The organism is Ochrobactrum sp. P6BSIII, from assembly GCF_014138065.1.
Taxonomy (GTDB): Bacteria; Pseudomonadota; Alphaproteobacteria; order Rhizobiales; family Rhizobiaceae; genus Brucella.
In genome coordinates this window covers 55372-71024 of sequence record NZ_JACGXB010000008.1, presented here as the reverse complement: position 1 = coordinate 71024, position 15653 = coordinate 55372, and the positions used below count along the sequence as shown (strand labels likewise).

Sequence of the window (15653 nt, the reverse complement as noted above, 5' to 3'; positions counted from 1 at the left end):
TCTAAAAACCCAAGCCCGAATTTGATGATCCTTTGGTTGCATAGCAATTACTGATTAGCGGTTAACGCGAATATCAAGATTGTGGGCAAGTGGAAACTTTCACAAGAATGTTATAATAAAGCGCCTGCTATTACAACGTTTTTGGCGGGAAAACGCGCTTTTCGCAGGTGTTGAGATGTCGTGATGGTCTGTAAAATAAGCTTATGATTTACATCCTAGGGTTTAGTCGTTTTAAGGTATTCGCTGTGCCCTCTTGGTTCCTCGCTTAAATTCCGTTATTGCAGATATTGTTTATATAACGGGGGATATCGGGCATGGGCGACGGCGCGGAGAGTATTTCATCTTCCAAGCCCCTGGGTGGCATGGCGGCGGCCAGCCCGATTGTCTTTTCTGACACTCTGGGACTGTTTCAACGCGCTTCCGGCACATGTCTCGATACGGTTGTCGTGTTTGCAAGCCCCTGGGGGCTGGAAGAGCTTTGCACCACACGGAAATTCTGGCGCATCATCGCCGACAGGCTGTCGAGCCGTGGAATTGCGTCGCTTCGCTTTGACTGGCCGGGCACTGGCGACGGGCGCGATGACATCGACTTTTCCTCTGGGCTGGAACTCTGGCGAAAGACGCTGATCGAAGCGGCGGACAAGGCGCGGCTTTTGTCGGGCGCAAGCCGCGTCGTGGTCATTGGACAGAGCCTTGGCGCGGCGGTCGCCGCCGAAACCGGGCCGCGTATCGAAGGTCTGGAAGCGCTGGCGCTGTTGTCTCCGGTGATTTCCGGTCGGTTTTACACGCGTGAGTTGGCGGTGTGGTCGAGCATGGTCGATGCCGATCTGGGCCTTCCCGATACGCAGCGGATCAAAGGGGCGGTTTCCATCGCGTCTTTGACGATGACGCCCGAAATTGCGACTGAAGTGAAGAAGATCAATCTTCTTTCGTTGCCAGAAAAGCCTGCGGACAAATGCCTTCTGCTCGCAAGGATCGACCGTCCGAATGATGCGGAACTGGCAGAGCATCTCGAAAAGCTGGGCGCGGAAGTTACGGTGGAAGCCTTCACCGATTACGACAAGCTGATTTCCAATCCGGTTATTTCGCGATTGCCTTTAAATGTTGCGGATCGACTGGTCGATTGGGCGGTGGCGCTTGCCGGTTCCAGACCGGCCCGGAATAGTGCCGATGAAAGCGGTCTTGGCGGGCAGATCGCGGGCGACGGCTTCGTCGAAACGCCGGTCGCATTCGGCGCGCACAACCGTTTGTCGGGTGTGCTTTGCGAGCCCTTGGGAGAAAGGAAGGGAAAGACGGTCCTGTTCCTCTCTTCCTCGTATGATCGGCGCGTCGGGTGGGGGCGGACCACCGTTGATATGGCGCGCAAGCTGGCGCGAGATGGCGTGCCGTCGCTCCGCTTCGATATTGCCAATGCTGGTGACAGCCCGCCCAATCCGGGCATGCCGGAACAGGTGCTTTATACGCACGCGCCGGAGGCCGATGTGGCCGATACGCTCGATTATCTGGACGGGATTGGACTTGGGCGTCCGGTGTTGGCCGGGCGTTGCAGCGGCGCGTTTCTTGGGCTGCACTGTGCGGTGCTGGACGAGCGGGTATCGGGCGCGGTGCTGGTCAATCCGGTGACATTCTATTGGTCGCCAGAGCTTTCAGTCGATGATGTCGTCCGGGAAGGCAATCGCACGCTGGAAGACTATGGCAGCCGCGCCATGCGTCTCGATACGTTCAAACGTCTGTTCCGTGGAGAACTCGATATTCGCGCCATCCTGCGCAATCTTGTGCGGGGTGTCAGTGGGCGGGTGCTTGGGCTGGCGCGCAAGCTCCTGCGCAGTCGCACGGTTGAAGGCCGGGCGATCTATTCCGCTTTCGATGAATTGAAGTTGCGGCAGGTGCCGCTGACGCTGGTCTATGCCGAAAAAGACACTGGTCGCGAGCATTTCAATTACTATTTCGATCAGGCGGGCGACAAGGTGCAGGGCTTCGACAATGTGAAGGTTGCGGTCATTCCCGACGCCGATCACAATCTGACGCCGGAACATGCGCGCACGGTCTATATCGATGCTGTCCGCTCGCTGGCTTTGAACGCTGGTTAAAACCAGACGGTTCGCGCCGATCCGGCAATGCGAATTTCGCCGGACGGTTTGCCTTCGCTATCATGGCGGGGGAGAAGTGCCACACGTTTCGTCTCGCCGGGAGCGAGATGGAACCAGTTTTCTGTGGCTCTCCAGCCTTCCGCGTCGATGCTGACCGATTGCGCCAGCACGGATGTGCTGAGATCGAGAAACCAGTTGTTTCCGTCTTCCACGACACTGCATTCAATTGTGGCGTCGTGAAAAGCTCTGGTGCGCCCCTGCGGAAAATGAAAAGCCTCCGCAAGCGTGGCGTCGCCACGTTTTAACCGGGCAACCGTCACGTCATGGGCCGGGGGGCCGAAGCGATAGGCATAAGTCGTGTCGAAAAATGCGCCGAACAATTCGGTCGCCGGTATTGTGACGGCTGAACGTGCCGAGAGCGAAAGATCGCGGCGACCGCTCACGACCGGCTGTACACCGCCGCGCAGGCAGGCAAGTTCCAGTGTCAGATCGTCGGTATGGGGTTGTTCGTTCAGAACATGAATGGCCAGCCCGTTGACGCCTTCGTCGGTCAAGGCAACCTGCACCGGGCGAAAGGCGCGTCTCAACCCATGCCATGCGGGTTTCGGTTCGCAGGTCGCATCGACCACGCCCCAGCCAGCGCCGGGCAACACGTCCTGAAATGTCCAGACCAGAGCGCCAAAACAGGTGCTTGCCGGACGCCGCCATTCGGCAAAGGTCGCCTCCATCACTTCCGCCGTGACGGCACGGGAAAGATGGAGATATTGCTCCATGTCCTCCCGCCGCAAGCGGGCAGGGTCGTAGCCATAAAGCATTTCCAGATAGGCATCGCGCACGTCTTCGAAATCCCACGAGACGCCGCGATCACGTGGAACACGGGCTTTCCAGCGCGGATCATGGACTGCGGGCACGTCTAAATGCGCCTTGAGCGTGCGCGCTTCTGGAACATTGGAGAAAGCCAGACTTTCGGTCGCAAAGCGCACTTCGGCGCGGCGCGCATCGTCCAGTGGTCGGCAATAGGCGCTGACGCCATAATAATGGCTGACGCCTTCATTGCTGATGAAGGGCAGCGCCCCATCGCAGGGCGAATTCGGCACATAAGGAATGTCTGGGCAGAATTCGTGCACGATGGCAGGCAGAATTTCTTCTGTCAGCGCGCCTTTCCAGATCGTTTCGGGCAGGCCCATCATGGCGCCCTGCTGGTAAATCTCGCTGCCGCCGCACAACACCGTTAACGAGGGTGCATGGCGGATGGCGCAAAGAAGCTGTCGTGCTTCATCCTGCACCTTGGCGACAAAGCCTTCGTCTTTCACCGGATAGTCGAAATTGGCGAACATGAAGTCCTGCCAGACCATGATACCGAGTTCATCGCAAAGGGCATAAAAGTCGGGGGTTTCATAGGCCGTAATGCCGCTGATGCGCAGCATGTTCATGCCCGCATCCTGCGCGAGCTGCAACCACGGTTGATAGTCGGCGCGTGCGCCCGGCAGGCGGACAATGTCGGCAGAACTCCAGACCGCGCCGCGACAAAAGACTTTCTCGCCGTTGATCACCAGCGCGAATGATTTCCCGTCAGGTCCGCGATCAACGCCGATACGGCGAAAGCCGGTGCGTCCAAGCGGCTGCTTCTTGGCGTCGATGGACAGTTCCACATCATGGAGCGTCGGCGAGCCATGGGTATGCGGCCACCACGGTTCCACAGCGGGAATGGTCAGGTTCGCCTGCCAGCGATGGTCTGCTTGTCTGTCACAGGTGATCTGCGAACCTGCGCAATGCAGGGTCAGATTTTCAGCCTTGCCCGCGTAGGTAAAACTGACGGTAAGTACTCCGTCGCCATTTTCATGAAGCGTGGATTGGATGAAAATGTCGGTAACAGCTTCTGCATCGGCTCGGCTGATCGCCACTGGACGCCAGGGCCCCACGGCATGAACTTCCGCGCACCAGCCCGGCATATGACCAAGCGCTGTCGTGCGGATAAGACGCAAGCCTTGCGTGTTCATCAATTGCGTGCGCCAGCGTGCACGCGGGCCCTTCTGCTCCAGCCGGGGACCGAGAGCACGAAAGCAGAGCGCCAGCTCATCCGCACCCGTCAGCGTGACCGGCAGGTCGTGGGCGAGGAACATGCTGTCGCTCTTGTGCACCAAAGCGCCGTTCAAATAGACTTCGCAGATCGTGGCAAGGCCAGCAAAATGCAGCATTGCCTCACCGGGCGGCTCAGAGAGGTCGAGAAAATACCACGCATCCTGATTGTTCAGCGGTGTCGGAGCAGTGCGGCTGAAATGTCCGGCCTTTTCAAGTGCTTCCGCCACCGTGCCCGGAACCGGCGCATCGCGATATGCCCCATTGCGTAAGACATCGCCCGGTGTCGCGGCCTCATTGGCTGCGGTCAGGAAAAGCCGCCAGCCCTCAGTGAGCGGGCGGCTCGTGGCAGTTGGTTCAGGCAGCATCGCGACCAAGTTCTGTTTCGAGCGCTCCTGTCATGCGGTCCCATGCATCGGCGGCAGGCACCAGCGCGCTTGCCAGCGTATCGAACTTCTTGCGCATCACTGCGCGGGCAAGCTGGAACTGCACCGCCTTGGCCGTCTCGGCGATCTGGATAGCGTCGGCGCTAGCAGCGGTAAAACGCTTGCCTTCGCCCAGCCAATGCAGATGGCTTGCGGCCAGTTCGAAATTCGCGCCGAGCTGGCGCAGCGTGTTGAACGCATATTTGTGGAAGAAACCGAAGGGACGTTCGGCAATCGCTTCCACCTGTGCCGGAAACACGGTGGCGAAAGCGCGGATCGGATTATCCTTGGGTCTGCGCGCAAAGTGGCGTGGCAGCAGAATTTCCGCTACGCGCTGCTGATGCGCTTCACTGGGCACATCCTTCGGGAATTTGGCAAATTCCGTATAGGGCAGGAAGGGCAGGTCGGCTTCCGTCAGATGACGCTGGAAAACACCGTCGAAATCCTCGCCCTCCAGATGGTAGAAGCCGCCATTATGGAAATAATCGAGCGAACGGTTCTCTACATCCATGCGGTTGATCGCAATGGTGGTTTTGCCATGCTCGGTGCGATAGCTCACGCCATGCGTATCAGGCATGAAATAGCTGTCCATCTCGACCATGCACAGCCGCCCGCGTACAATCTGTTCCGCGATATGGCCTTCCACACTGTCGAAGATGGCAAGTTCTGTCGCCCGCACGCCGTAGAGCGCTTCGAGGTCTTCCAGCGGCACCTTGAAGAAGGTGAACTGGTCGCCCTCGAAATCCTGCGTCAGGGTAAAGCCCAGCATGGCTTCGGGAGCGACCCGAAGCGATGCCAGCACTTCGATCCAGAGATCGACATAGCAATTGGTTTCAGGCCAAATGCGTGTCTGCGCATGCAGCGCATGCGGCGCGTAGCCTTCTGGCGAGATATGCGGAAAGACTGCCTGCATGTCGCTTTAGAGCGCGTTCCGATCTGATTGCGTCAGATCTGCGCTCTAATCCCTTCTATTTTAAGCGCAATCTTATCGACCTTCGTTTCACTCCGGTCGGATTATGCTTTAACCCCACAATTCGTTGCGCACGCTCTCCGGCCAGGCTTTGACGTCGAGGCCATGATGATGGAACAGCGCCAGCGCGATGCGTTCCAGTCCGAAGCCGACGCAAGCCGTATGCGCAACTTCGCCGTCATGCTGCGACAAGCCCCATTTCACGCCGAACTGGTCCTGATGATAGTTGAAGCTCATGCAGGCGGTGGGCTTTTCGACGCTGGTGATCGGGATCAGCAGCTCGAATTTCAGGTTCTGGTCGCGCTGGTTGTTGACCAGCATGCGTCCTGCGCGTCCGAAGAAGGGATCGTTCGCCACGTCGATTTCAACGGGCAGGCCGACCTTCTTCATCATGTCCGTGCCGCGCTCGATCCAGAGCTGGCGGAATTCCATCACATCGGCTTCCGTGCCCATGCGCACATATTCGCGCATGCGGAACAGCTGCTGACGGGCAGGGTCCACCGAAGGTTCATGACGGAAGCAATAGGATTGCAGGTCATAGAGGCCGCCGCCCTGCGGCAGCGGTCCACGCTTGGCAATCGTTGGATAGAGCGGATAGCAGGCGGCGGGTGTCAGGACGATGTCCGTTGCCTTCTGCTCCAGCGTCCAGTCTTCGCCAGAATCCATGCATTTGATGAGGTTGATATGGTCCAGCTCGCAACCGCAGAAACTGTGCACCGTGCCGGCCAGCTGCGGGAAGCTCTTCATATAGCCGCTTTTTTCAAAGTAAGCGCGATTGAGGCCGGGCGGGAAGCGGATCGTTTCCGCGCCATCAGCACCGCCGGTGCGATCAACGAGGCGCTCGAAGGCGACGATGACATCTTCAAACTGGCCGGAGCGTCCGTAAAGGCCGTCCACGCCGGTTTCAATCAGCAGTCCGGCATCGAAAAGCCGGTTGAGAAAAGATCTTTGCGCGTCCATGGCGTTATCCCAAGAGGCTGGTGTTCTGTTTGTGAATGAGCAGCATGGTGGCAGTGTTGCCGAGGATGCGCTCGTTGGAAATCATCAGCTGGGCCGAATGCGCATCGCGCAAATGACGGCCAAGGCTGTAGGGCGTGCCGTTCTTGTAGCCCATGATGCCGCACACCAGCATGGCGTGGTTGATGACCTGCAAGATCGTCTGCGAGGCAGCGACCTTCAGATTGTTCATCGCGATGGCAAAGCCCATGGAAGCAAGCTTGTCCGCATCGTGCTTCGCGTCCTTATAGGTCTTGAGGCAGGCGACGATTTCCGACTTCAGCATTTGCAGCATGTTGGAGGCTTCGGCGACGCGCAAAGCGCCCGGCTGCGGTGCGCCTGGATTGCGGCGTGCTGCGGCGCGCACGAAAGCCTGTGCGCGGTTCACGGCATCGACGGCGATGCCATACCAGAGCGAACTCCACAATGTATGGGACTGGGCCAGCATGGACTGCGCGGCGATCTCGGCAAACGGATGCGGCAGGATCTGCACCTTGTCCGCTTCGCCCCGGAACACAAAGCCTTCCGAACAGGTGCCACGCATGCCGAGCGTGTCCCATTCATTGGTCTTTTCCAGCGTGTATTGGTCTTTCCGGAAAACGGTCATGACCTGATCGGACGAGGCCGCATCCTTGTGTGAACGCGACGTGATCAGGATGGCATCAGCATAGACGCCATAGGAAATAACCGTGGCGTTCTTTTCCAGACGGCAGGTGTCGCCGTCGATTTCGATCGCGCAGATGGAATTGCGCAAATCGCCGCCAATGCCGCCTTCCGTCGTCGCCGAGGCGAGCAGCAACTGCTCGTCCGCGACGTCACGCATGAAGTTGCGATGCCATTCAACCGATTGCCCATGCTCTACCAGGCTGGAAAGCTTGATGTGGTGCATCGCGAAGATCATCGCGCTTGCAGCACAGGATTGTCCCAGAATGCAGCACAGTTCTGCAATCTGGTCGATCTCGGCGCTTTCGCCGCCCAGATCGCGCGACACCTGAATACCGAGAAGGCGCTCGGCCTTCATCGCATCGATGGCTTCCTGCGGAAAGCGTCCTTCCTTGTCGACGCTATCGGCAAATTTTCCGGCGATGGCTGCTACGCGACCGACACGCTCGGAAAGACTATTCCCCCCGCCTGCATTCATTACGCGGCCTCATTATCCTTGAGGATGGTGGTGATCGTCTGTTCAATCGCGCTGATGCTCGCAAAAGACTTGCGATTGAGAAACTGGTCCGGAAATTCGATGTCGAACTTGTCTTCAAGGCCAAGCATCAGCTGTACCGAGGCGAAGGACGACAGGCCAGCCGTATAAAGATCGGCATCGTCTGCGATGTCGGTCACGGCTATGGGCAATCCGCCAACTTTGGTCAGAAGTTCCCGAATAGATTCATTCATGATTCATTTCCCCGCGTTTGGTGCACAGATCGACGGAAGCGTCTTCATCCGGCGCACCATTTGCCTATGTCAGCTCTTGAAGGTCTACAACCCCTGCTTGAGGCGATATTAGTATCAGGAAGCCTTTATATTATGTTGACAGGACGGGGCGGTTGTCGGTCAAATGTGCAAAGCGTCGCATATAGTTAAATATTGATGATGGTTGCCGCCGCTGTTGATCTGCAAGATCAGGCCAAAGTTGGGAGAAAGTTGCGTGTAAATTCTTTTCTAAGCCTTTAAATTTATCGAAGATAATATTCATATTCCTTTATTGAGAAAATAATATTATTTGGTAAAGATAAGGGAAATGCGCAATAGAATGGCCATGAAGTCTTGAAATGATCGATATCATATACGTTATTACGCCGATATTCGCACTTATGGCATTTGGATTTCTTGCGGTGAAGGCGGGTTTATTCCCGGCTGCTGGTGTTGGCAGTCTCATCTCCTTCGTGAATAATTTTGCAACGCCCTGTTTGCTGTTTTACTCGATTACCACGAGCGACTTTCGTTCCGCCTTCGATCTCAAGATCATCGGGCCGTTTTATGTGGCGGCGATTATCTGCTTTGTGCTTGGCATAACGATTGCCCGCAAAGTCTATGCAAACCGTCCGGGCGAGAGCGTGTCTGTCGGTTTCACCGGTACATTCACCAACACAGTGCTGATCGGCTTGCCGATCATGACGCGTGCCTATGGCGATCAGGCGCTGCCGGTCACTTTGTCGATCATCGGTCTGCACGGGGCTATCCTGCTGACGGTCGGCATGATGACGATGGAGCTGGTACGCCGCGACGGTGAGGTTTTGAGCAAGACAATCGTTGTTGCTCTGCGCCGTATTGGTTCCAACCCGCTCATATGGGGTATTGCCGCTGGCATTATTGGCTCGAGCCTCGGTCTTCAGCTTATAGAGCCTGCGGATGCATTTTTCTCGATGATGGCGCAATCGGTCGTGCCAGTCTCGCTGTTCGGCATCGGCGGTGCGCTGACCCAATTCAAGCTCTCGGAAAACTGGAAACAGGCCCTCATTGCATCGATCATCAAGCTGATGGTGCATCCGGCGCTGGCCTATGTCCTGATGATCTGGGTGCTGAAGGTGCCGGTGGAAACCGCGCGGTATGGCGTGCTGCTCGCGGCTATGCCCGCCGGTGTGAATGTCTATATATTCGCGACCTATTATAATCGCGCCTCCGGTGTGGCGGCCAACGCCATTCTCATTGGCACACTGCTTTCAGCAGTCACTATGTCGTTCTGGCTCTATGTTCTCGGCAGTTAGTGCGGGGCCGGTTGTGTCTCACACCTGTCAGACTGCGCGTCTGCGCTTCATGGTGATTTCGTAGCGTTCCCACCCGACAAGCACAAAGCTGGAAGCGACGATCAGCAAAGCGCCGACGAAAACGTTCGTTGCGGGGACTTCTGCCCAGATCGCGTAGCCGTAGACAAAGGCCCAGATCAGGCCGGTATATTCGACGGGTGCAAGTGCGGATGCGGGCGCGTGGCGGAAACCTTCATAAAGAAGATACTGGCCAAGCGTGGCGATCAGTCCGAGACCAAACATGAGCGCCCAGCCCATGGCGTCGGGCCATTGCCAGATCCAGGGAAAGGAAACGGCGCAGGCGATGCCGAAGATCAGGCTCGTTGCGAACATCTGGGTCAGCGTTGTTTCACTGCGGCTGACAAGCCGGATCAGGATCGTGCTCCATGCCCAGCAAAAGCCAGCCACCACGCACATGATGGCGGGGATCAGATTTGGCGAATGGCCGGGGTTGGCCGCGACGAGAACGCCGACGAAGCCGCCGAAACAGGCGATCCAGCGCCCGGTTCCAATGCGCTCCTTCAAAACGAGAATGGACAGGAACATGACCATAATGGGCGCGGAGAAATAAAGTGTGGTCAGTTCGGCAAGACCGAGAAACTTGGCTGCAATATAGAACAAAAGCCACGCGAACAGCATAAGCCCGGCGCGCAGCACAAGTGTTCCGCGATAGGGGCTGTGCATGATCGACGGGTGGCGATAATGGCGCACCAGAACGCCGGTAATCACCACAATGACCAGACTGCGCATGAAGAGGATTTGCGGCACGGCATAACTGGCGACAAGCCATTTTACCAAGGCATCCTGCAGGGCAAAGCAGGCATAGCCCGCCGATGCCAGCGCAATTCCAACCAGCGGCTTCGTTTCCTGCATGCCCGTTGACATAATGACCCGCCAAACCCGTTATTATTCAACGAGCAGTTACTCCCGGCGCAGAGCAATGTCATGTCAAAAATAATGATCGATTGATCAGGGTTTCTGACAGGACGCGCGCGCAGTTTTTTCCACTCATGCGTGCGGTAATACTCGGGTTTCCATGCAATGTTGAAAATTGTTTTCTGAAGGCAATGTAAAATACGACATGTGCCGTATTTTGTTAAATGTTTCTGTATGTCTATTCGATGATCTCTTGTCGTAAATACATTTTAGTGACAAATAAAATAAGCAATTCGGGGCAAGGGGGACGTTATGCGGTCGGGGACACTGGCGGGGGTGCTTGGCGCGTCGGGATGGCGTTATTTTTGTGCGATGTTGCTGGGGCTTTACGCAATAATGTTCTGTTCGATATCGGCGCATTCTGCCCCGATTATCTCCTCGAACTCTTTCGGTGGTCCGAAAAATACAGCAGTGCCGGGCACACTGACAGCCACGGGGAGCGGAGGCGTGCTTACGTTCAACCTCGTCACGGCTCCTTCGAGGGGAACTGTTGTGCTTAATGCCGGTGGAAGTTTTACCTATACGCCTATTGCTGAATACACGGGCGTTGATTCATTCGATTTCGTGGTGACAGAAACCGGTGGAACGACCGGAGGGTCTTCACAAGGCACTGCTTATTTCACAATATATGATGTGTTTCCGCAGGTAACTTCCGTGAGTGTTCCTGCGTCTGGCTACTACGAAACCGGCGATACGCTGACGTTCTCAGTAACTTTTGATGAAATTGTAAATGTGGGAGGGCTGCCGTCTATACCTGTTCTTATCGGCGCAACCACACGCAGTGCATTTTATCAATCAGGAAGCGGAACTAACGTTCTAACTTTTTCCTATACTGTCCAGTCTGGCGATAAGGATGCAGACGGGATTAGTCTTGGCTCAGCGATAGACTTGAATGGCGGCGCCATTCAAGCCATCGGCGGGCTGTCAGCCAATCGCACATTTGTTAATGTTGGCGCGACGAACGGTGTACTTGTCAATGTAAACACGCCCACATTGAGCATCACGAATTCGTCGTCACCTTTCGATAATGTCCAGCTGCTCGTGGTTACTTTTTCTGAGGGAGTGACGGGGCTTTCAGAAAATGACTTTATTTTGTCAACAACGGGTACTGTCGGAGCGACCCCTATATTGGTGCCGACGGGGACCAGTTTGGTCTATTTGCTTCACGTTGTTGTTTCGGGTAGCGGATCGGTTATGGTAAGTCTCCCTGCGGGAGCTGTCACAAATGCCGACGGAATTGGCAATATTGCATCCAATGTCTTGAATGTACCGATAATGCAGTCAGCCGATGCGAATTTGCAGAACCTCATTCCCAGTGCCGGAACGTTAGCGCCTGCCTTTGACCCCAACACGACCTCTTATACGCTGAATGTAGCAAACGACGTCGAGACATTTACTTTTACCCCAACGCTTTCGGATACGAGGGGTGCGGTTGTCATCAACGGGGCAACTATACCCAATGGAACGGCCACCCCTGCAATTAATCTGGCCGTTGGAAGCAATACGGTCACGACAACTGTAACCGCGCAGAATGGAACCACGACGAAAACCTACACTGTCAATATCATCCGCGCGCAGTCGGGCAATGCCGATCTCGTGGGGCTGGCTCCCAGCGCCGGAACTCTGGACCCTGCATTTTCGCCGAGCACAGCCACGTATTCGTTGACGGTCCCCACAGATACATCGTCGCTCCAATTGACGCCCACATCAGCAGACGCGACGGCCACCATTGCGGTCAATGGGGCAACCGTACTATCCGGTAGTGCGAGCGCTGCACTGTCGCTCGGCACCGGTACCACGACCCTGACGGTTGTTGTCACAGCGCAAAATGGAACGACGCGCAGCTATACGGTCAATGTCACAAGAGCTGCGTCAGCGGATGCAACGCTTGCTAGCCTCGTTCCCAGTTCTGGATCGCTGGACCCGGCATTTGACAAAGAGACGCTCAGCTATTCTCTCAATGTTGAAAACACGGTCGAGAGCATAAGCTTCGCCCCAACGGTTTCCGAGCCCTCCGCGCGCGTAACCGTTGCAGGGGGCAGTGTTGCGTCGGGAAATTCAAGCGCTCCCATAGGACTGGCTATTGGTTCGAACACGGTTTCGATTGTCGTAACTGCGCCAAGTGGGGCCAATCGCAGCTACACGGTTGTGGTCAACCGTGCGGCCATGGTTTTCCCCGATCCAACGCTTGATCCCGAAGTGATCGGTTTGTTGAACGCACAGACAAGTGCCGCACGACGCTTTGCACAGGTTCAAACCCGGAATTTCCAAAACCGGCTTGAGCAGTTGCATGATGAAGGCGACCGGCGGAAGTCCAGCCTCGGCGTGCGACTTGGTGGTTCATCGTCCGCGCAGCAACCGGAAGACCCGGCCAATCCCTCTTCGTCAGCATCATCGGCAGGGATTTCACCCCTCGGCTATGCCCCCGAAAAGCGCGATAGCTTTCCGGGCAAGGCTATTGGTTTGAAAGAGCCGGAGCAGCCTGCGCCGACTATCGATCCAGACCTTGGACCATTGGCATTCTGGAGCAGCGGCTTTGTGAACTTCGGCCAGCGCGATAGCGGCAAGCTCGATCTGGACTATACGCTTGTCGGCGTGAGTGGCGGCATCGACTACCGGTTCTCGGAACGCTTCGTGGCGGGCTTCGGTGTCGGTTATGGGCGGGATCGTACAGATATCGGCGACAATGGCACGGAAAGCCGCGCCAATGCTTACAGCGCCGCTGTCTATGGTAGCTTCAAGCCGATCGACAATTTCTTTATCGATGCGCTTGTCGGCGGCAGCATTCTGGATTTTGATTCAACGCGCTTCATCACGGCGGATGGCAGCTTGACCGACGGCAAACGGGATGGCCATCAGCTGTTCGGATCGCTGACGGCTGCTTATGAATTTCGTCAAGAGACGTGGCTGGTCTCGCCCTATGGCCGGATGGAAATGTCGCGCTCCTGGCTTGATGCTTATTCTGAAGGCGGCGATAGCATCTACCGGCTGACCTACGGTGATCAGACCGTGGATACTGTCACGGGCGTGGTTGGTTTGCGCGCCAATTACTCCATCGACTACACTTGGGGACGCCTGACTCCTGGTGTCCGCGCTGAATATGCCCATGATTTCCAGGGTTCCAGCCGGGCCGCCATGGGATATAGCGCGCTTGGCGGGCTTCCCTATGCGCTTGATGTTCAGGGCGAGAGCAACGATAGCGCCAATGTGGGTCTGTCGCTCGATTTCAGCTTCGATAATGCCTGGACCACAGGCGTCGAATATCGAACCGGCTTCGGCGGTTCTGGCGCAAGAGATCACGCGATAGCACTGCGAGTTGGTGCGAAGTTTTAATCAAAAGGCGGCCGAATGGCCGCTTTTTTCTTATTCTCCATGCTCGTTCTTCATTTGACGGAACAAAAGTGACGCAGCGCTATTTATAAGGTGAGTAATTATTAGCCGGATGCACTATGGACCGTTATGGTGGGGTTCCTAATCGAAATCTGCCTTTGAACGCAGCGCAAACCAGATTGCCCACTCTGGCCGCAATGGCCGGGGTGATTGCTGTATTCTATTTCGCCAAAGATGTTTTTCTGCCGCTGGCCATTGCGATCCTGCTGACCTTTATGCTTGCGCCAATTGTGGCCTTCCTTCGAAGGTTCGGGCTGCCGAGGCTGGTGGCAATCATCACCAGCGTTGCTGGCGGCTTTCTGATCATCGCAGTGTTCAGCGCGATTCTGGCTTTTCAGGTAACGGAAGTTGGACAGAATATTGCAACCTACCAGTACAATATCATCGAAAAGATACGGAACCTGAAGAAGGCAGGTACGGAAGGCGGGATTATCGACCGTCTGAACCGGTTTGCCGAAAGGGTGGGCGCCGAGATCAATAGTCCGGAAGATAAGCCGGACGTTCCCGGCATCAATCCGGAGCCGGAAAGAAAGCCGGTTCTGGTCGAGATATTCTCGCGTCGAAGCCCCATTGAAACACTGGAAAGTATCATAGGGCCACTGGTCAGCCCCTTGGCTACAACGGGCCTCGTCATCGTGGTCGTTGTGTTCATGCTGCTTGAAAGGGAGGAACTGCGTGACAGGTTCATCCGACTTGTCGGCTATGGCGATCTGCACCGAACCACCGAGGCCCTACAGGAAGCTGGTAGTCGTGTGGGCCAGTATCTGCTGACGCAGCTTATGGTCAACATCGCTTATGGTGTTCCATTGGGTATAGGCTTGTGGTTGCTTGGTATACCCAATGCGCTGTTGTGGGGTATGCTCGCCATTGTCTTGAGGTTTGTGCCCTATATCGGACCAGTGATAGCCGCGGTGATGCCAATATTTCTGGCCTTTGCTCATCTGCACGATTGCGCTTTTTATTGTTGTGGAACTCATCAGCAACAATGTGATCGAGCCCTGGCTCTACGGGTCCAGAACGGGGCTGTCACCACTGGCAATCATTGTATCAGCCATTTTCTGGGCGTGGTTATGGGGGCCAGTGGGGTTGGTGCTTTCCACCCCATTGACGGTTTGTCTTGTGGTCTTGGGTCGGCATGTGCCGCAGTTTGAGTTCTTCGAGATATTGTTCGGCGATGAGCCGGTTCTTGATCCCGAGGAGAGACTCTATCAACGCCTGCTCGCTGGAGACCCTATAGAAGCGACAGACAACGCGGAAGAGATACTCGAAGAGAAGTTTCTGGTTGAGTATTATGGCACGGTTGCAATTCCAGCTCTTCTTATAGCAGAGCAGGACAGAGCGCGCGGTGCGCTGAATGACAAGCAGCTCGACGATGTGACGAACAGCGCAAATATGTTGGTCGCCAATCTTCGCATGATCGCGAATGAAGAACTCGACAATGATGAAGATGTCACCGTTGAAACCGTATCGGAAGAAGGGGCCAAGATCGAACTTCCATCTGGTGATGGAAAGGTGGTCGTCAGCATTGGGGGGCATGACGCGCTGGACGATATAACTGCCGAAATGGTGGGACAGGCGCTGTCGGTTCAAGGTGCGCAGGCCACCGTGATTGGTCATGCGGGACTGTTGCCAAGTCAGTTGAGTAGAGAAGCTATTGCCGCAGCATCGGCGGTCGTTGTCTGTTATCTGAATGTGGAATCTGCAACACGCGGCAGATTTTCAATCCGACGGCTGAAGCGCTTTAATCCAGATGCCCTGATTGGCGTTGCAATATGGTCGCTTGAGTCAACCAAGAGTGACAAGGAAGCCGCGGAGCTTCAAGGTAGAATACAAGCAGATTTTGTGTCGTCTGAGATTGTAGACGTTGTGATTAATTGTCTTTCGGATCAGGAGCCTTCAAAGCTGCCGGCCTCTGGATCGGCAGGCGGCAAACGGCGACCATCAGCGGAATAGCGTCATCTCGACCGATCGGCCAATGCGCAACAAAAGGCTCACCACTCTGCTGATTGGGCAGAGATTTGTG

Annotated in this window: 9 protein-coding genes and 1 pseudogene; 4 read left to right on the top strand and 6 right to left on the bottom strand. The window is 55.9% G+C overall.

Features of this window, described 5'->3' with window-relative positions:
- Positions 1 to 314 precede the first annotated feature (314 nt).
- On the top strand, positions 315 to 2090 hold the full coding sequence (locus FHW00_RS13015) for an alpha/beta fold hydrolase (protein ID WP_182514661.1): 1776 nt from the start codon (positions 315 to 317) through the stop codon (positions 2088 to 2090).
- On the opposite strand, the gene FHW00_RS13010 is transcribed toward FHW00_RS13015, so the two are convergent.
- The 5 genes from FHW00_RS13010 to FHW00_RS12990 form a co-directional block, all read right to left on the bottom strand.
- Entirely contained in the window at positions 2087 to 4537 is a 2451-nt protein-coding gene (locus FHW00_RS13010) for a glycoside hydrolase family 2 protein (protein ID WP_078338936.1), read from the bottom strand. The genes FHW00_RS13015 and FHW00_RS13010 overlap by 4 nt on opposite strands.
- On the bottom strand, positions 4527 to 5507 hold the full coding sequence (locus tag FHW00_RS13005; RefSeq protein ID WP_078338935.1) for a DUF1839 family protein: 981 nt from the start codon (positions 5505 to 5507) through the stop codon (positions 4527 to 4529). The genes FHW00_RS13010 and FHW00_RS13005 overlap by 11 nt, the downstream gene beginning before the upstream one ends.
- Positions 5508 to 5615: 108 nt before the next feature.
- Complete coding sequence (locus FHW00_RS13000) at positions 5616 to 6524, bottom strand: amino acid--[acyl-carrier-protein] ligase (RefSeq protein WP_078338934.1); 909 nt, start codon at positions 6522 to 6524, stop codon at positions 5616 to 5618.
- Between the two features lie 4 nt (positions 6525 to 6528).
- Positions 6529 to 7701, bottom strand: a complete 1173-nt coding sequence (locus FHW00_RS12995; RefSeq protein WP_078338933.1) for an acyl-CoA dehydrogenase family protein — start codon at positions 7699 to 7701, stop codon at positions 6529 to 6531.
- A complete protein-coding gene (locus FHW00_RS12990) occupies positions 7701 to 7952 on the bottom strand; it encodes an acyl carrier protein (protein WP_078338932.1) in 252 nt (83 codons plus the stop codon). The genes FHW00_RS12995 and FHW00_RS12990 overlap by 1 nt, the downstream gene beginning before the upstream one ends.
- 377 nt (positions 7953 to 8329) lie before the next feature.
- Between FHW00_RS12990 and FHW00_RS12985 the strand changes: the two genes are divergently transcribed.
- The gene (locus FHW00_RS12985; RefSeq protein WP_078338931.1) at positions 8330 to 9265 is read left to right on the top strand and encodes an AEC family transporter; all 936 of its coding nucleotides are present in this window, start codon (positions 8330 to 8332) and stop codon (positions 9263 to 9265) included.
- 27 nt (positions 9266 to 9292) lie between these two features.
- On the opposite strand, the gene FHW00_RS12980 is transcribed toward FHW00_RS12985, so the two are convergent.
- Positions 9293 to 10189 carry a DMT family transporter gene (locus FHW00_RS12980; protein ID WP_078338930.1) on the bottom strand — a complete coding sequence of 299 codons (897 nt, stop codon included), beginning with the start codon at positions 10187 to 10189 and terminating at the stop codon, positions 9293 to 9295.
- A 303-nt stretch (positions 10190 to 10492) separates the two neighbouring features.
- Between FHW00_RS12980 and FHW00_RS12975 the strand changes: the two genes are divergently transcribed.
- Both FHW00_RS12975 and FHW00_RS12970 read left to right on the top strand, forming a co-directional pair.
- Positions 10493 to 13573 carry a cadherin-like beta sandwich domain-containing protein gene (locus tag FHW00_RS12975; RefSeq protein ID WP_078338929.1) on the top strand — a complete coding sequence of 1027 codons (3081 nt, stop codon included), beginning with the start codon at positions 10493 to 10495 and terminating at the stop codon, positions 13571 to 13573.
- A gap of 161 nt (positions 13574 to 13734) precedes the next feature.
- A pseudogene (locus tag FHW00_RS12970) lies at positions 13735 to 15583 on the top strand (AI-2E family transporter); the annotation flags it as partial.
- Positions 15584 to 15653: the final 70 nt, after the last annotated feature.